At 41.6% G+C, this 18,182-nt stretch carries 15 protein-coding genes; 11 read left to right on the top strand and 4 right to left on the bottom strand.

Going from position 1 to position 18,182, the window contains the following annotated elements:
- Nucleotides 1-13 precede the first annotated feature (13 nt).
- Together DB520_RS04400 and DB520_RS04395 are read right to left on the bottom strand one after the other, a co-directional pair.
- A complete protein-coding gene (locus DB520_RS04400) occupies nt 14-1,144 on the bottom strand; it encodes a BamA/TamA family outer membrane protein (protein ID WP_114748399.1) in 1,131 nt (376 codons plus the stop codon).
- 74 nt (nt 1,145-1,218) lie between these two features.
- Nucleotides 1,219-3,627, bottom strand: coding sequence for a TonB-dependent receptor (locus DB520_RS04395; RefSeq protein ID WP_114748398.1), 2,409 nt, complete (start codon nt 3,625-3,627; stop codon nt 1,219-1,221).
- 608 nt (nt 3,628-4,235) lie between these two features.
- On the opposite strand from DB520_RS04395, the gene DB520_RS04385 reads away from it, so the two are divergent.
- Nucleotides 4,236-4,973, top strand: coding sequence for a hypothetical protein (locus DB520_RS04385; RefSeq protein ID WP_114748397.1), 738 nt, complete (start codon nt 4,236-4,238; stop codon nt 4,971-4,973).
- Here DB520_RS04385 and mtgA read toward each other — a convergent pair.
- Nucleotides 4,953-5,612 carry a monofunctional biosynthetic peptidoglycan transglycosylase gene (mtgA, locus tag DB520_RS04380; RefSeq protein WP_232834834.1) on the bottom strand — a complete coding sequence of 220 codons (660 nt, stop codon included), beginning with the start codon at nt 5,610-5,612 and terminating at the stop codon, nt 4,953-4,955. The two genes, DB520_RS04385 and mtgA, sit on opposite strands and share 21 nt — an antisense overlap.
- 100 nt (nt 5,613-5,712) lie before the next feature.
- Between mtgA and DB520_RS04375 the strand changes: the two genes are divergently transcribed.
- Complete coding sequence (locus DB520_RS04375; protein ID WP_114748395.1) at nt 5,713-7,104, top strand: NOL1/NOP2/sun family putative RNA methylase; 1,392 nt, start codon at nt 5,713-5,715, stop codon at nt 7,102-7,104.
- Here the strand turns inward: DB520_RS04375 and hflX are convergent, their stop codons facing one another.
- A complete protein-coding gene (hflX, locus tag DB520_RS04370; protein WP_114748394.1) occupies nt 7,105-8,379 on the bottom strand; it encodes a GTPase HflX in 1,275 nt (424 codons plus the stop codon). It lies immediately after the preceding gene.
- Nucleotides 8,380-8,594: 215 nt separating this feature from the next.
- On the opposite strand from hflX, the gene rfbC reads away from it, so the two are divergent.
- The 9 genes from rfbC to DB520_RS04325 all read left to right on the top strand — a co-directional run bounded on the left by rfbC (nt 8,595) and on the right by DB520_RS04325 (nt 18,175).
- Nucleotides 8,595-9,146, top strand: coding sequence for a dTDP-4-dehydrorhamnose 3,5-epimerase (gene rfbC, locus DB520_RS04365; RefSeq protein WP_114748393.1), 552 nt, complete (start codon nt 8,595-8,597; stop codon nt 9,144-9,146).
- Nucleotides 9,146-9,895 (top strand): tyrosine-protein phosphatase, encoded by a 750-nt coding sequence (locus tag DB520_RS04360; RefSeq protein WP_114748392.1) that lies wholly within the window; start codon nt 9,146-9,148, stop codon nt 9,893-9,895. The genes rfbC and DB520_RS04360 overlap by 1 nt, the downstream gene beginning before the upstream one ends.
- 131 nt (nt 9,896-10,026) lie before the next feature.
- Nucleotides 10,027-10,992: an NAD-dependent epimerase/dehydratase family protein gene (locus DB520_RS04355; protein WP_114748391.1), complete on the top strand. Its 966-nt coding sequence runs from the start codon at nt 10,027-10,029 to the stop codon at nt 10,990-10,992.
- A 108-nt stretch (nt 10,993-11,100) separates the two neighbouring features.
- The gene (locus DB520_RS04350) at nt 11,101-12,513 is read left to right on the top strand and encodes a tetratricopeptide repeat protein (RefSeq protein ID WP_114748390.1); all 1,413 of its coding nucleotides are present in this window, start codon (nt 11,101-11,103) and stop codon (nt 12,511-12,513) included.
- Nucleotides 12,514-12,551: 38 nt separating this feature from the next.
- Nucleotides 12,552-13,319 (top strand): phosphosulfolactate synthase, encoded by a 768-nt coding sequence (locus tag DB520_RS04345; protein WP_114748389.1) that lies wholly within the window; start codon nt 12,552-12,554, stop codon nt 13,317-13,319.
- A 39-nt stretch (nt 13,320-13,358) separates the two neighbouring features.
- Entirely contained in the window at nt 13,359-14,294 is a 936-nt protein-coding gene (locus DB520_RS04340; RefSeq protein WP_114748388.1) for a DUF368 domain-containing protein, read from the top strand.
- 306 nt (nt 14,295-14,600) lie between these two features.
- Nucleotides 14,601-15,341: a shikimate dehydrogenase family protein gene (locus DB520_RS04335; protein WP_114748387.1), complete on the top strand. Its 741-nt coding sequence runs from the start codon at nt 14,601-14,603 to the stop codon at nt 15,339-15,341.
- A 32-nt stretch (nt 15,342-15,373) separates the two neighbouring features.
- Complete coding sequence (locus tag DB520_RS04330) at nt 15,374-16,627, top strand: pyridoxal-dependent decarboxylase (protein WP_114748386.1); 1,254 nt, start codon at nt 15,374-15,376, stop codon at nt 16,625-16,627.
- A gap of 201 nt (nt 16,628-16,828) precedes the next feature.
- On the top strand, nt 16,829-18,175 hold the full coding sequence (locus tag DB520_RS04325; protein ID WP_114748385.1) for a PhoH family protein: 1,347 nt from the start codon (nt 16,829-16,831) through the stop codon (nt 18,173-18,175).
- The last annotated feature ends 7 nt before the right edge of the window (nt 18,176-18,182 follow it).

Here is an 18,182-nt window from a genome sequence, read left to right as displayed (position 1 = left end):
ATCGATCGGTTAGTTACAATACTTCATTAAGCCCAAAATAGAAAGCCCTTTGGTCCCCAAAGGCTAGGTCCAACCTAAAATTTAAACCTTCTTCATTCAACCTGTACCTTAATCCCATTCCCCCACCATACCTAAATCGTTGGAAGGAAAAGGTCGAGGGTTTGTCCGCCACTTGGCCTGTACTTCCGAAAAACACCAGACCAAACTTCCTGTAAACAGGAAGACGGTATTCAACTTGATAAACCATAGCATGTCTATCCCTGTACCTACCTTCGAAATATCCCCTCATCAAGTCACTACCCCCTATGAGGCTTACGTGCTGAAAGGGAGGGTTTCCAGTAGTGAAGTTGGCCCAGGCCTGGCCCACTATTACATGATCCAACCAAGGGTTAAGGTATTTCCTAAGGTCAATTCTATATTCAGAAAAGGTGAAATTACTACCTAATAAAGAACCAAAAGTGGTGTAGACAAATTGATGAAACACCCCATTGGTAGGTTGGAAAATGTTGTCTCTGGTATCATAGTTCAAGAGTAGACCTAGCCCCGAAAGGCGCTGTCCTTGACTTCCGGGAATTTGTCCTGATGCCAAAAGTCCCCCTTCCTCTCGTTGATAAATATCATCCGCCCTGAACTCATACCTGGGACCCAAATAAAGTCCCGGAAAAAGCCGTTTCTCGTAATTCAGGTGAAAATACACAAACCTAGTGGCATAAGTTTCGTCGGTTTGCACTTCATTGCCTATGCCATAGAACCTAAATGGATAATCGGTGAGTTCCAGTCTTGCATTAAAATAACCTTTATTCTCCTTTTCCCAGAAGTTGATTTCTGAGGTTATGAAGGCCTGCCGGTTTAGCGTGTACAAAAATGTAATGGGAAAAGAAGAGGGTCTGGTAATGGAATCTGTAAGATGTGCCGGCCGCCATACCTTTATGGCCCTGGCACCAAGTCCTAAACTAGTTTCCGGCGAATAGGTAAGGGCAGGGATAAATGTCCAAGAACCTCTGGTAATGAAATCCACCACACCATCTGCCATGTCAAAAGGTTTATCCAACCAAACGTTTTTCCTAGGAGCCCCTTGAGCCCACATCTCCGTGGTCGACAAATAGCACAACCCAATGACCAATAGCAGAAAAATCCCTTTCATCAGGCAGCGAAAATACTACTTTTATTCCACCCTTCTTAAGTTAATAGCTAAAAGATACTTATCTGTTGCCTAAATCAAAATTCAATAATAAGCCCAATAGTAGGCAATACGGTACCTGCCGGGTTAACTACCTGCCTTAATAGGTACCTACTGGGATCGGATGGATCCACTTTTGGTGTCCCATCCTCCGTTCTCTCATTGATTAGGAGGTCGGGTTGTTCTGCCTGGAAATTATAGGCGTTTTGTACATCAAAATACCAGTTGAGATTCCACTTATCAAAAAAGTATTTTTTGTCTATCCTAAAATCCAACTGATGGAAACCTGATAAGCGTAAGGCATTTATCCTGTTGAAATCCAATACTCCCTGATTGAAAAGATCCCAATTCGAGCGTAATGAGGAGGCTTGCAAGTCAAACGGTGTATAGGGAGTTCCCCCCAAGTACCTCCACCTTGCACCAATTTCCCAGTTCTTCTTCAGTCTTTTCCCTGCTGTGAGGCTTACAATGATCCCGTTATCCCATGAAGAAGGGACAAAGCCTTCTGTATTGGGATTCGTGAATTCACTTCTAACCAGTGTCAAGGCGGCTATGCCATAGAAGTCATTAAACAGACGCTGCTGAGCCAGTAATTCGAGGCCATACGCCCTTCCTTGCGCCTCTGATTGTACTGGCTCATTGCCTATCACCCCAAAATCTGCACCCAGGTTGGCCAAAGCAATCCCATTTCTAATGGAGATTGGGTAGTTGTCATACAGTTTGTAAAACCCCTCTAGAGTAAACCTCCGGTTTTTATCCGGAACCTGATACTCCACTCCAGAAACAAAATGGGTGGACCTGATGAACTTCACGTCATTTTCCTGGTTCACAAAAACCCCCTCATTGTTTCGGAAGCCCAAAACCGTGTAAGGAGGCCTTTGATAATATATCCCCACATTTCCGGTCCAAAAAAGGTCATTGGCCAGCTTATAACTTATATTGAGACGTGGGCTAAACTGATTTAGGGGATTACTGGCAGTTTTTCCAAAATCGCTTCCATCCACTCGTACCCCTCCAGAAAGCAACAACTTCTCATCCAGGTATTTTTTACTGCCCTGAATAAATCCCCCATAAGAATTAAAGAAGGAAGTAGAGGAAATATCCAGAATTTGTCCCTCCATCGCCATTGCTTGTCGGTCAAAATTCTGAATAAAATATCTGCTGAACTCATAATTGACTCCATATCTTAGGGTCCACCCCTTACCAAATATGTTATTTTCAGCCCTAAACTTGTTTTCACTTTCTTGAGAAAGATAATCGAATAGCAAATTTTCTGCGTCCGATTCATCATTGTTCCTGTATTTGAAAGACCGGTTGTTAAGCATATTGCGGCTCAGCACGAAAGTCCAAAACCCATTTTCCCTGAAACGCTTTAATTTTAATCCTGTCGCATAATTCCATTGGGTAGAGATAGGTAGGTTGTCCAATAAATTAAGTCTATTTTCCCTGTCCAAAGGATCTTCATCTTCAGGTTCATCAAAATTTAGGGCAAACTGATCAATGGCACCAACTCCCAAGAAGGTCAGCTCTGTCTTATCATTGATTTTGGTTTTAGTCTTAACCGTAAAGTCATTAAAGGTGGGTAAAAATGGCAGTCCCAATAAGCGGAACAAGAATCCTAAATAAGACCTCCTGGCAGAAAAGATGTAGGTGGTCTTGTCCCCAATCGGCCCCTCGTTGGAAAGGGTTAGCTCACTGGCTCCCAAAGTAAGCTGGGTAAACATTTGGTCCCTCCGCCCATCTTTAAGCTCAAACTCAAAAAAGGAGCTTAGTGAGTTCATCCGGTTCGCTGGAAAAGCACCACTAATGACTTCTACATTTTTAATAAGGTTTACATTCAAGATACCTACAGGTCCCCCTGAAGATCCCTGAGTAGCGAAATGGTTGATTACGGGAACCTCAATTTCATCGATGAAAAATTTGTTTTCATTGGGTGCTCCACCCCTGATGATAATATCGTTTCTAAAAGAAGCTGTACTAGCTACCCCGGGAAGGGATTGGATAACCCTGCTAATATCCCGGTTACCCCCCGGATACCTTTCGATCTCATTGGTGTTTAGCTTTCTTGCGGAAATGGGGGTATCCTCAGATCTGGAAAACTCAGAACTTATGACCACTTCATCCAAATCTGAAGCCTCTTCTTCCAACTGAAAATCCAATTGAACTGGCCTTGCCCTTCCTACTTGGATTTCGTACTGTGTTTGGGACCTAAAACCTACAAAAGAAGCCTTCACGTTATAAAGCCCTGGTTCTAATCCGTCAATGCGATAGTTCCCTTCCTCATCCGTTATGGTGCCCTTATCAACCCCTGATACCACCACATTGGCAAAGGGTATAGGGTTATTATTGACAGGGTTCTGAACCCTACCCTGAATGGATCCTCCACTTTGGGAAAAACCAATAACATGATAAAGAAAGAGTACCAAAAAAATTACTGCCTTTTTCATAGTTATGCTGATATATGTATCAATAATCGAAACGAAAATAAATTGTTTGAAAAGGAGCGCAATAATTGAAGTAATTTTTAGTGCAATTACTAACTTTGAACTTAAACCCAATGGTAAGCTTATAGAATTTAACCTAAAAAACCAACCAAACTCATGGCCATACTTGCTATTGACTTAGGTGGGATTTCCCTTAAAGTAGATCTATTTTTGAGAGATGGAAGGCGTACAAACCTAGAGTCCATCTCACTTAACCAACGAAAGGGTCTGAAGTAGGAAGACTTATTGTCGATAGAATAAAATCGTAACTCCGTGAGTATAGCCTAAAAGGTTTTGAGGTAACAGTACCAAGAATTTATCGGCCCTTGACCCAAACAGTTTGGGCACCCAAGATTCCGGCTGGGAAAATTATTCATTATTGGAAGAAATTAAGGGGTGTAAAACTACATATCCACCCTTCCCATAATGTGCCCGGAGACACAACTACAAAAGTAAAGACTTGAAGGGGCACTTTCAGAATATAAACGAAGGGTAACATGATTTTGATCCCTAATAATTTGTAAATAAGGCTTAATAATAAATAAGGATATTTCTTTTGCACTTGCCAACCTATGCAAAAAATTCAGGAACTTCTGAACTTGTTTGAAAAGCATCTCACAGTAATGGCGATAGCTGAAGAGCTGTTTATATTCTCCAAAGAAACCTTTAGGGAGGAGATGGAAAAAAGACGCTATGAAACTGCGGTCTTAGAGGATAGTGGCCAACTGCTAAAATTTGACAAGGGAGATGAATTCCCCATGCCCATAGCTACCAATGACACCCTACCTGCACATACTTCCCTTTTTGAAACCTATGAAAGATTATTGCAAAAGAGGCGATTTTTCATTCTCAGTCCAAACGGGATTACCCATATCGTTACCCGAAGTGATTTGGATAAAATCCCTCTCAGGCTGGGTGTTTTTGGACTGGTAAGTGTTTTCGAAACTTTCCTAAAGGAAAAAGTGAGGAAGGAAGTCAAGGATTGGGAGATTAGCCTCACCACAGAACGCCTGAAACTAGCCAAACGTTTATTAGAAGAAAAAATCCTCAGAAAAGAAGATATTGATTTGGTTCAGTGTCTTCAACTTGGGGACTTACGAACTATTTTTTCAAAGGAAAAAAGGTACAGAAGCCTTATAAAAGAGCTAAAAAGGGATAAATATGACAAAACTCTAAAGGCTATCGTTCGCCTTAGGGATGCCTTGGCACATGCACAGCCTGCTCTCCCCTATAGCTGGGATGAGATTTACGAATTGGTGGTTTTCATGAAGAAAATAATGTATGGGGATTCAAAGTTCAATCTTCCCTAATTGTTGCATGTTTCTCAGTATCCAAGCCTGCCTTCCCCGCAAATAGGATGTGGGATTCGTAGGAACCCATATTTTGGGATTAGGCAATATCGCTGCTATCATGGCCGCCTCCGCGCGGGAAAGTTCAGCCGAAGGTTTTTGATAGTAAGCCTGGGAAGCAGCCTCTATGCCATAGATACCATGGCCCATCTCTATTACATTCAAATAGACTTCCATGATCCTTTCCTTACCCCAAAACCATTCCATCCCTATGGTAAAATATGCCTCTACCAATTTTCTAAGCATATTTCTTACGGGGAAAAGGAACACATTTTTAGCAGTTTGGTTGGTAATGGTGCTACCCCCCCGGAAGCGTTTTCCGGAAGCAATCTCTTCTCTTGCCTTTTCTATAGCTTCCCAGTCAAAACCCTTATGGGTGGGAAACTTCTGGTCTTCTGCCGCAATGACAGCTTCTATCATATGTGGGGAGATCCTATTCAAAGGGGTCCATTTATGAGTGAAGTTAAAACCACTCTCAGTATGGATAACCTGTTCCATCGCCCTTTGGACCATTAATGGGGTTATGGTGACAGGCACCCATCTATAGCTCCATAAAAGCAGCGTAGAAAACAACCAAAGGCCAATTATTAACTTGACCAAAAATATACCAAACTGTTTCACACAACATTAACTTATCTAGTGCCAAAATTAACGTAAACTATCCATTGAAAGGACATTTTTTTTGGGCTAATTTTGCTTCATGACGGAAAGAACGATATCTGAATTTCCCCGGGAATTCATCCGGCAAATGGGGGAGCTACTGCCAGAGGCTGAAATTCCGCCGTTTTTTGAATCCCTTAAAGAGTCTGTCCCCACAAGTATCCGAATAAATCCCTCTAAAATAAGACAGCCCCACCTCCCACAGCACCTGCCTATACCATGGGCCAAAAATGCCTTTTGGCTTAAGGAAAGGCCAAATTTTACCACTGACCCCATCTTCCATTCAGGGGCCTATTATGTACAGGAAGCCTCTTCTACTTTTTTGCAACATGTGCTTGAAAATTTATCCCTGCCGGAAGAAAACATATTCCTGGACCTATGTGCAGCTCCGGGAGGTAAGTCGACCTTGCTTTCTACCTACCTAGGAAATAAGGGGCTGCTCATTGCAAATGAAGTCATAAACAGCAGAAATCAGGTTTTAAAAGAAAACATCATAAAATGGGGCTTGGGCAACACCATTGTCACACAAAATGACCCTTCTCATTTTAGTGGGTTAAAAGAAAGCTTTGATTTGGTACTCGTTGACGCGCCATGCTCCGGAGAAGGCATGTTCAGAAAAGATCCAGATGCCATAAACGAATGGTCAGAAGAAAACGTCCAATTATGCGCCTCCCGGCAAAGACGGATACTGGATGCTGCGGTAGAATTAGTTCGTCCGGGCGGCTATCTGATTTATTCTACCTGCACGTTTAATGCCTCAGAAAACGAGTATAATGTTAATTATTTACTGGACCATGACAGATTTAACGGGGTTAATATTCCTATAGTGAAAGAGTGGAATATCAACAAAAGCATGGTGGAGTACGGCAATAAAGTCAGCTATACCTATCGATTTTTTCCCCACAAGGTTAATGGGGAAGGCCTATTTATGGCAGTTTTTCAGAAAATTGGGGAGGCTGCACCTGTGAACCTGTCCCAAAAAAGAAACTTCAGGCATCCGCACATCAAGCAGGTTCTACCCAGACAGCTGCCATCGCCACTGAGGTTTATCGAAGAGGCCGAAATAAGGTTATTCCAAATTGGGGAAACGTTTTTCGGACTTCCCTCCTCTTTTGTTCCTGAATTTGAAAAAGCGGCCAACCTACTCAACATAAGGTATTTTGGGATCGAACTTGGGGAGGTAATTAGGGATAAATGGATACCAGCACATGCTTATGCACTTAGCCTTTTGCCCAAAGAAAATTTTAAATACCTACGCCTAGACTACGATTCATCGTTGACATATTTGAAAAAAAAGCCCTTCTCCCTAGAAAAAGCACCCAAGGGTTGGCTTCTGATTAATTACCAGGGATTGAATTTAGGGTGGTGCAAAAATCTTGGAAACAGAATCAACAACTATTACCCCAAGACTTGGAGGATAAGGATGGAGTAGTTAAACTTCATCATCCCCTTCCTCCAAGTGGGAAAAGTCATACGTTTCATCTTCTAGGTAATGGGGATAGATTTTTTTATGGATTTTCTTTACCTGGTCCACAAGTACCCTTCTGAATTTTTCCACATTATGGCCGGATTCTGCTGCCATGAAGACAGGTTCTATATTTGATTTTTTGGCATAGCTATTCTCCAGTTTTTCAAAGTCGATAAACCTCCCTTCCTCCACTTCTATCTCTGTCATAAACATTCTTTCTTCCTCCGTTGGCATTTTGGAGGCTAAATCCATCTTATTGAAAACCATAATGACCGGCTTCTCTCCTGCTCCCATCTCATTGAGGGTTTGGTTGACTACGGCTATTTGGTCTTCAAAGGCCTGATGGGAAATATCCACGACATGCACCAATATATCCGCCTCCCTGATTTCAGCCAGGGTTGATTTAAAAGATTCGATAAGGTGGGTTGGGAGTTTACGGATAAAACCAACGGTGTCGGAAAACAAGAAAGGTACATTTTCTAAAACCAATTTTCTCACTGTAGCATCTACTGTGGCAAAAAGTTTGTTTTCGGCTAGGAGATCTGCTTTAGTCATCAATTTCATCAGTGTGCTTTTGCCCACGTTGGTATAACCCACCATAGCCACTCTCACAATTCCTTCCCTGCCCTTTCTTTGGGTGATACCTTGCTTTTCTATTTTATCCAGTTTACTCTTTAAGAGGGTAATCTTGCTCCTGATATCTCTCTTATCGGTTTCAATCTCCTTTTCACCGGCACCACCCCTGGTACTGGTGCCACCTCTTTGCCTCTCCAGGTGAGTCCACATCCGTGTAAGTCGGGGTAAAAGGTACTGAAATCGCGCCAACTCCACTTGGGTCTTTGCTTGGGCAGTTTGGGCTCTCTTTAAAAATATGTCCAAAATTAGCAGGGAACGATCGTACACTTTGACCTTCAGCTCATTTTCTAAGATTTTCATTTGGGAAGGTGTAAGGTCATCATCAAAAATAACCATATCTACCTCAAAGTGGGTGATGTAGGCTTCAATTTCTTCCAGTTTACCTGATCCCACGAAAGTTCTTTGATCCGGCTTTGCGAGTCTTTGGGTAAATTTATGTATCGTCTTAGCCCCCAAAGTTTCGGCGAGAAACTCCAGTTCGTCAAGATGCTCTTCCACCAACTGTTCAGAATCGTGTTGGTGAATAAGGGCTACTAAAATAGCAGTTTCCTCTTTTGGGGCGGTTTCTAGTAGTTTTTTTAGCTTTCTGTTGTATTTACTCATAAGTTATGTTAAGACTCAAGACACCAAATTAACGGATTTTCGACCATATAAATTCCTTCCTAGCATATTAGGTTTACGCGACAAAGTACATGCCCAAAAACATGTAAGCACCCAATGACCAGGATAATTCCTAATCAATAAGTAATTTTTGAGTACTTTTGTAACTGGTCAAAACAGGTAAATATTATTTTTGAACTTTTAGCAAAGGTAGTAAGATGGAAATAAGAAAAACACCACTTGAGGGAGTAGTAGAAATTTATCCAAGGGTATTTAAAGACGATAGAGGTTACTTCTTGGAAACATATAGAAAAGATTTTTTTAAAAAACATGAGCTTATTACGGATTGGAAACAAGACAACCAGTCATTTTCTGAAAAAGGAATAGTAAGGGGGTTACACTTTCAAAAAGGCGAATTTGCACAGGCGAAACTTGCCAGAGTTATTATCGGCAAGGTTTTGGATGTAGTAGTGGACTTGAGAAAGGGTTCACCTACCCTGGGCAAGTACCATGCAGTAGTTCTAGATGCAGAGCACCAAAATATGCTTTACATCCCTGAAGGGTTTGCGCATGGGTTTGCAGTTTATGAAGACGCAGTCTTTTCCTATAAATGTTCCAACCTTTATCACAAAGAAAGTGAGGGTGGAATCATTTGGAATGATAAAGAGTTAGGGATTGAATGGGGAGTGCCGACTCCCATTCTGTCAGAAAAAGATAAAAACTGGCCCACACTTGGGCAATTCATTACTGAAAGCGAAGGAGGACTTTAATGTCATTGCTGGACATATTTAAAAAGCGCAAATCAAAGGAAGCATCAAATCTAGATTTATCCTGGATGGTAGCGGACATGCATAGCCATCTTATCCCAGGGATAGATGATGGGGTTCAATCTATGGAAGAAGCGGTGGCCTTGGTCAAACAATTGCATGGTCTTGGTCTGCGCAAACTCATTACCACTCCCCATATAATGAGTGAATTCTATCGAAACACCCCTGAAATCATCTCCTCAGGTCTTGAGAAACTTTCTGCCGCAATAAAGAGTGAAAACTTGGATATTTATTTAAATGCTGCGGCTGAGTACTACCTTGACGAAGTTTTTTACGAAAAGGTAGAGAAAAACGAACCCTTGTTGACATTTGGCAAAAACATGGTGTTGGTAGAAACTGGTTTCTTGAGTAAGCCCCATATACTTATCGAAGCCTTCTTTAAACTAGAGATGGCAGGATATCAACCGGTTTTTGCGCATCCTGAGCGCTATCTGTATCTTCAGCAAGATGCAGAGCTGTTAGAATCTCTAGCTGAAAGGAACATCAGTTTTCAACTCAACCTGTTATCCATCACGGGCTATTATTCAAAACCCGTGAAAAAATTTGCTGAGAAACTAATCGATAAAGGTTTGGTGAAATTGGTAGGCACCGATTGCCATAATATGAGGTATGCAGAGGCCCTTAATCGGTTACCCCAAGAGAAGTATTATTATAAACTTATCTCCTCAAATTTGCTGAATCCCTCCCTATGAAAACGAGAATGACACAAGCAACACACGCCACGCCCCAATAGCTATCGGGGCGTGGCGTGATTCCCCTGAAACGAGTCCCCCGAAACAAGTGGGGGGAAAGTTATGAGCACTGAAAAGACAATTATAAACATATGAAAGTTTTAGTAACCGGTGCCACGGGATTGTTGGGCAGCTATTTGATTAGAGAATTACTCGTAAACCATGAGGTTCATGGTTTCAGGCGAAAGGAAAGCAGCAATCGCTTGGTTCAGGATATCGAGGGTAAGGTTACCTGGCACGAAGGGGAAATTACAGACTACCAATCGCTTCAGGATGCGACCGTCGGCATAGACGCGGTCTGGCATGTGGCAGGCCTAGTTTCCTTTAAGAATAGGGATCAAGAAAAACTGCTGACCGTAAATACTGAAGGCACGGCAAACTTGGTAAACGTCATGCTGGAGAATGGCCCAAAAAAGCTTGTTTTCATCAGTTCGGTAGCTGCCCTTGGAAAGGATCCTGATACCCAGTTAATTGATGAAGAGTACAAGTGGGTAACCTCAGAGCTAAACACCCCATATGCGATATCCAAACACTTGGCAGAATTGGAGGTCTGGCGGGGTGCGCAAGAAGGCCTGGAGGTGTTGGTTTTCAACCCTTCTGTATTGCTGGCCAGGCACAAGGACGACAGGTCCAGTACTATGGTTTATGATTATGTTTTCAAAGGGATAAGTTACTTCCCTCAAGGAAGTATTAACTACATAGATATCAGGGATGCCGCGGAAATAATGGTTAAAATCGCTGAGGTTGGAACTTGGAACAATAGATTTATTATCAACAAAGAAAGCCTTCCCTACAAGAAGTTCTTTGAGGAAATCGCCAAGGTTACCGGAAAAAAGGCTCCACACAAACCTCTCACTAAGGGGTTATTGGCTGCAGCCTTGTTTTTTTCAAGGATCACCAATTTTTTTGGCACTTTTCCTGTTTCCCTAAACAAACAATCCGCTTTGCTTTCGCAGATGAACTTCACCTTTGACAACCGCAAATCTGGACGTGTTTTACCCTATGAATATACGCCCCTAGCTGAAACCCTTAAATGGGCATTTGACAACAAAGATTAAGGCAGGGCGTTAATCAAGCAACTTGTTTTGCTGATAAAATTTATTATCTTACCTGATAATAGGCCATCTGATTAAGGATGGTTTATTTAACAACTAAAAAGAGCGCTGATGACAGGAGATTATGATAATCACTCAGAGCAGGAGAGGGCATTAGTCAAGAAGTTCGAGCAATCCCTTAGAACCAATCTTGACCTATTCTTTGGGGAAGAAGAGTTTGAAGATATCATTAGGTTCTATTTGGATAATTTAAAATTCAAAAAAGCACTTAAAGCCAGTGAGCTAGCCCTTGAAAAATTTCCTTTTTCCATGGAGTTTAAGCTTATGCAGGCACAGGCGCTTATTTACTTGGATGATTTGGAAGAGGGATTGGATATTCTGGAAAACCTGAACAACCTTTCCCCCAACAACGAGGAAGTAATTTTAGCATTGGCCAATACCTATACCCTGATGGGACAGCATCAAGATGCCATAGGTTTGCTAGAACAATACCTCCCCATAGCTGAGGATAGTGCTGAAGTGCATTATTTGCTCGGAAACCTTTACAGGGCGGAAGGAAACAATGAAAAGGCAATTGATTGCTACAAAAAAGCCGTAATCCTGAAAATTAATCATGAAGACGCACTTTTTCAGTTGGCCATGATTACTGAGGAGGAAGGTTCTTTTGACGAAATTCTTCAGTTTTACCAACATTTTATTGATCAGGATCCATATAATTCGGGAGCTTGGTACAACCTAGGGGTGGTGTATAACCGAATGGGCGAATATGAAAAAGCCATTCATGCCTATGATTATGCCCTCCTAATTGATGACAGTTTTGCTTCCGCCTATTTTAATTTGGGCAACGCCTTAATGAACACCAAGCAGTATGAAAAGGCATTGGAGGCCTATCAGAACACCATAAACTGCGAAGGGAGTAATGCCGAAAACTGCTGTTACCTTGCGGCCACCTACGAGAAGCTGGATCAAATTGAGATGGCATTTAAGTATTTTAAGAAGTCGGCAAAACTGGATCCGGAATATGACGATGCCTGGTTTGGTTTAGGGATGTGCATGTTGAAAAAGAACAAATTCTTTGAAGCCATACATTATTTCAAAAAAGCGATAAATCTCACTTCCGAAAACGCAAACTACTGGGTGGGATTGGCTGATGCGGAATACAATTTGGGCAACTTACAAGCCAGTTCTGAAGCCTATGAGGAGGCCATTAACCTGGAACCAGGGATTTTAGAGACATATGTGAACCTTTCTTTGATCTATTTTGACCAGAACCGTTTTGAAGAATCTGAAGACGTAATTAAAGAGGGAATGGAAGAACTTCCCGAAGAGCCGGAGCTATATTACAGGCTAGTGGTATATTTGATAAAAACAGGTAAATACAAGGAAGCCTTTTCATATTTAGAAAATGCATTAACTTTGGACTTTGAAAAACACGTGATTTTGTTTGAATTGATGCCTGAACTAGAACACCAAAAGGCCATTTATAAAATCATCAATCAGTACAAAAGCGATTTTACCAAATAATTTATCCAAATTATCTGTTTTAATAAAAGTATCATTGAATGAACTATGCGCTGAAAAGTATCCCGGATCGCACGGTCAAGCCTAGATCATCTGGTTTTACCATGGCCATGGATAAGGGACTTAGCCTAAGGGAAGTGGAAGATTTTGTGCAAACCAGCGGTGATTTTGTCGATATCGTGAAATTGGGCTGGGCCACCTCATATGTCACAAAAAACCTTAGGGAAAAAATTGAAATTTATCGTTCGGCAGGAATTCCTGTTTATTTTGGAGGGACACTTTTTGAAGCCTTTTTAATTCGAAACCAGTTTGAAGATTATCGGGCCTTGCTAGATACCTATGATCTTTCCTTTGCAGAAGTATCTGATGGCTCCATTGTACTTGACCACAGGAAGAAGTGTGAATATATCAGCATGCTTAGCCAGCAGGTTACTGTGCTTTCCGAGGTGGGATCCAAGGATGCCGCAAAAATTATCCCTCCTTATAAATGGATAGAACAGATGCAAAAAGAATTGGATGCAGGAGCATGGAAAGTAATAGGCGAAGCCAGAGAAGGAGGAACTGTAGGGCTTTTTAGGGACTCTGGAGAAGTAAGGCAGGGGCTGGTGGAAGAAATATTGACCAAGATCCCTGAGGAGAAAATTATATGGGAAGCTCCCCAAAAAGAGCAGCAGGTTTGGTTTATTAAACTCATAGGCGCCAATGTTAACCTCGGCAATATCGCACCAAATGAGTTTATACCATTGGAAACCTTAAGGCTGGGCCTTAGAGGAGATACTTTTGATCATTTTCTGAACCTGGAAAAATAATATCCAGGTTCCATTTTAACCGTCAACAAATCGGAATCCATGAAGAGGCTAGTAGATTATATCCTTTTATATCTAAAAGGAATGGGAATGGGAGGAGCCGATATTGTACCTGGGGTTTCAGGTGGTTCTATCGCTTTAGTTACAAAAATTTACGAAGATCTTTTGGAAAGTATCAGGTCTTTTGACCTAGAGGCGCTACGCCTTCTTACTTCCTTAAGAATAAAAGCACTGTGGATACATGTAAACGGACATTTCCTCCTAACCCTACTATTAGGAATCTTTACCAGTATTTTCACCCTTTCAAAAGGAATCACTTTCCTGATGGAAAATCATCCTATACCCCTTTGGGCATTTTTTTGTGGCCTGATTCTGATCAGTGCAATCATCATTTTAAGGGATATACAAAAGTGGAACTTCCTTGCCATATTTGTAATACCCCTAGGGGCGTATTTGGCCTATCTCATTACCGAGTTACCCCCCATTAGTTCCCCCGATACTTGGTGGTTTACCCTTATCTCGGGTAGTATCGCTATCTCTGCAATGATTTTACCGGGTATTTCCGGAAGTTTTATCCTTCTGATTTTAGGACAATATGAAAATATATTATCTGCCGTCAATGAAAGGGACATTTTCATTTTGGGGATTTTTGGGCTGGGGTGCATCATAGGTTTGCTCACATTCAGCAGGGTCATTTATTGGTTGTTGAAAAACTTTCATTCCATTACAATAGCATTTCTTTCAGGGTTCATGCTGGGCAGTATCAATAAAATCTGGCCCTGGAAAAAAGTATTAAGTTACCGCATGTCCAGCAAAGGCATACAGGAACCTTTTATAACCGAAAATATTTGGCCACACCATTATTTGGCAGAAAGAGGGATGGAGCCTCAGTTTTTGATGGCGATTCTGGCTTTCTTTGTGGGAGTGATCTTGGTAGTAGGTATTGAAAGGATTGCATATAACATGACCCAGGAGTAGCTATGAAATCGAGCCTGCCAGGACGGCAGTCAGGCATGACGAGCATGTCACACACTGAGATGCCCCGATAGCTCTCGGGGAGATGCAAGATTCCCCCGAAGCGAGTCCGGGGCAGGCTATGTGGCAAATAAAAATCAATTATAAACACATGAAATCGAGCCTGTCCTGACGGCAGTCAGGGCATGACGAGCACGTCACACACTGGGATGATTATCGTTGCGAGATTCCCCCGAAACAAGTTCCCCGAATCAAGTTCGGGGCAGGCAGGGGCAGGCTATATGACCGCTGAAAAGAAATTATAAACATATGAAAAAATACGGATTGATAGGATTCCCCCTTTCCCATTCCTTTTCAAAAAAGTATTTCTCGGAAAAATTCGTAAAAGAGGGGCTGAGTGACAGGCAATACGAACTTTATGAACTTCCAAATATCGATGCTTTTCCGATCCTTTTGAAAAAGGAAAAGGGATTATTGGGGTTGAATGTGACCATTCCCTATAAGGTTGAGGTAATTCCCTACCTGGATCAATTGGATCCGGCATGCGAGGCTATCGGCGCCGTGAACTGTATTAAAATTTCCACTGGTAGACTTACTGGTTTTAATACAGATTATATTGGCTTTAAAGAGTCCTTACAAAACTGGCTGCCCCAGATTAAGCAAAAAGCCCTTGTACTCGGAACAGGGGGGGCTTCCCGTGCCGTAGTACAGGCACTTCAGGACCTTAAAATCCCTTTTTTGAGGGTTTCCCGAAACGATTTGGATAAAATGGACGTAATTAGTTATATGGATTTATTGGATAATAAGGAAATCCTTGAGGAATATACCCTTATTATCAACACAACCCCTTTGGGTACGTTTCCCAACGTTGAATCCATGCCTGCTATTCCTGTTCAATATATCAATGATAGGCACAGGGTGTATGATCTTGTATATAACCCAGAAAAGACCTACTTGATGAAAACTTTGGAGGCTAAGGGTGCTGTGGTGAAAAATGGTTTGGAAATGCTGCATTTGCAGGCGGAGGCAGCATGGAAAATTTGGAATTGACCTAATGCAGATTTTCCCCATAAAATTTCTCAATGTACTGGAAGAAACTTTCACATGAACGGATAAAGAAAATCATCTTTGAGGCATTGGCCGAAAATATGGACTATAGGGGCGATAAACCCATTCTCGGAATACCTGGCACCTATTTAGACCCTACTGAATTTTATCCAGATGCGCCATTTTTAAAAGATGCCCCCTTCATGTCAGCCTTGGTAAGCAACCCTAACCATATAGGTGTACACACCCTGAGTGAAGAATCAGTCCTTGAGGTATTTAAAGGTACCCAAAAAATCGAAAGGGAGCTTATCCACCTAATTACGGAACAAATTTTCAAGGGCAAAAAAGGGGAGCAAGATGGGTATGTAGCTACCGGAGGTACGGAAGCCAATATTCAGGCAATATGGATGTTCAGGAATTATTTTGAAAGTGAATTTGGGCTAAAGGCTGAGCAGATTGCCCTTATCTATTCTGAAGATGCACACTATTCCATGCCAAAAGCTGCAAACCTGCTCAACCTCAATAGCATCATTTTAAAGGTAAATGAAGAAAATCGCCAGATTTTGCAATCCAGTCTTGAAGAGAAAGTGGAAGCTGCAATAAACAGCGGTTTTAAGGCCTTTATAATCGTAGCAAACCTATCCACCACCATGTTTGGATCAGTGGATGACATCAACAGGCTAGGTAGCTACTTTACAGACAAAAACCTACCTTTTCGTATTCATGTAGATGCTGCCTATGGAGGCTTCATTTACCCATTTACAAACCAAAATAGTGATTATACTTTTGAAAATCCCTACATTTCCTCCATTGCTGCCGATGGACATAAGATGCTACAAACCCCCTACGGGACGGGTATCTTTTTGTGTAGAAAAGGGTTGATTTCCTACGTGAAAACGAATGAAGCCAGATATATACCCGGCAAAGATTATACCCTGAGTGGAAGCCGGTCCGGGGCAAATGCGATTTCCATTTGGATGATTTTGAACATTCATGGATCAGAAGGCTGGAGGTACAAGATGGATACACTTTGTGACCGCACCGAAAGGATCTGTAATCGCCTTGACCAAATGGGCATAGGCTTTTTTAGGGATCCCCACCTTAATATAATAGCCATCAAGGCCAATCATGTATCCCCATTCCTGGCCAATAAATATTACCTTGTGGCTGATACCTACGAAGGTCCGGCAAATTGGTACAAAATAGTGGTGATGCCGCACGTGAAACAGGGTACTATTGACCAGTTTTTATCCGAACTGGAGAAGAAAAACCGGGCAGTTGGGGAATAAATGCCGCACGCTACCTATTCACCTTCCAGCTTCAATTTTTTGGAAAGGGACCCCCCTCTTTATAAAATTAAAAATGATCACATTGATAATCAAAGTAATAAGGATAAAAAGACAATTAATGATATTTACTACGTTTAAAAAGTAGAAAAAGCCTATTTTTTTCATTACCTTATCCATATTAACGTTAATTGCTTTTCATATATGCCAAGAGCTAAATCGACAAAAGACCGGAAGATTTTTGTGTTGGACACTTCGGTTATTCTCTATGCCCACAACTCCATTATGAATTTTGCGGAACACGATGTGGTAATTCCTATTACGGTGCTGGAGGAGTTGGATCAATTCAAAAAAGGGAACGACACCAAGAATTTTGAAGCTAGGGAGTTTATTAGGCTGCTGGACAACATCTCCAAGGATCACATGATCCAAAACTGGACTCCTCTCAACGGAAAGGGTAAGGGAAATTTCAAGGTTTTGATGAACCCACAGAATAGCCTAAACGCCAATGATATCTTTGGGGAAGAAAAAAACGACCACAAAATCCTAAATGCTGCATTAAGTTTAAAGCAATCCGAAAAAGGGAGAAAAGTTATCCTTGTCAGCAAGGATATTAACCTGAGGTTAAAGGCAAAATCACTGGATATATTCGCCGAAGATTATGAGACTGGAAAAATCAAAAACATATCTGAATTAGAAAATACGGGCAAACGGGTGATGGAGGAAGTGGATCCCAACATCATTAACGAACTCTATGACCGTCAACAAATCGATGCCAAATTAATTTTAGGAAGGAAAAAAAAGGATCCCAACACGTTTTTTATCATAAAAAGCAACAACAAATCGGTGTTGGCATATTACGATGCCGAAGAAAATATATTGGCAAAGATCGAGAAGAGGAGTGCATATAACATAAAGCCTAAAAATGCGGAGCAGACTTTTGCCCTACATGCCATCATGAACCCAAAAATTAAATTGGTTTCTATTCAAGGAGTGGCAGGCACAGGTAAGACTCTTCTGGCTCTAGCAGGTGCACTAGAACAAAGACGGGATTTTAAGCAGATATTTCTAGCCCGCCCTATCGTACCCTTGAGCAATAAGGATATTGGGTATCTTCCCGGAGACATAAAATCCAAGCTTAACCCCTACATGGAGCCGCTATGGGACAACTTGAAATTTATCCAAAATCAATATAAGGAAAACGACAAAGAGTACCAGAAAATAACAGAGATGATAAATCAAGAAAAACTGGTAATCCAGCCCCTAGCCTACATAAGGGGTCGTTCACTTTCCAATATCTTCTTTATAGTAGATGAGGCCCAAAACCTTACCCCACATGAAATAAAAACTATCATCAGCAGGGCTGGGGAAAACACCAAAATCATATTTACAGGCGATGTGTACCAGATAGATACACCCTACCTGGATAGCCAAAGTAACGGACTGTCATACTTGATTGACCGTGCGAAAAACCATCCCCTTTACGCTCATATCAAGCTGGAAAAAGGGGAGAGGTCAGAGTTGGCAAACCTGGCAAATGAGCTGCTATAAGGGGAAA

Origin of the sequence: Pleomorphovibrio marinus (assembly GCF_003347495.1) — a bacterium.
GTDB classification, from domain to species: Bacteria; Bacteroidota; Bacteroidia; order Cytophagales; family Cyclobacteriaceae; genus Pleomorphovibrio; species Pleomorphovibrio marinus.
This window is presented reverse-complemented; position numbering and strand designations above follow the sequence as displayed.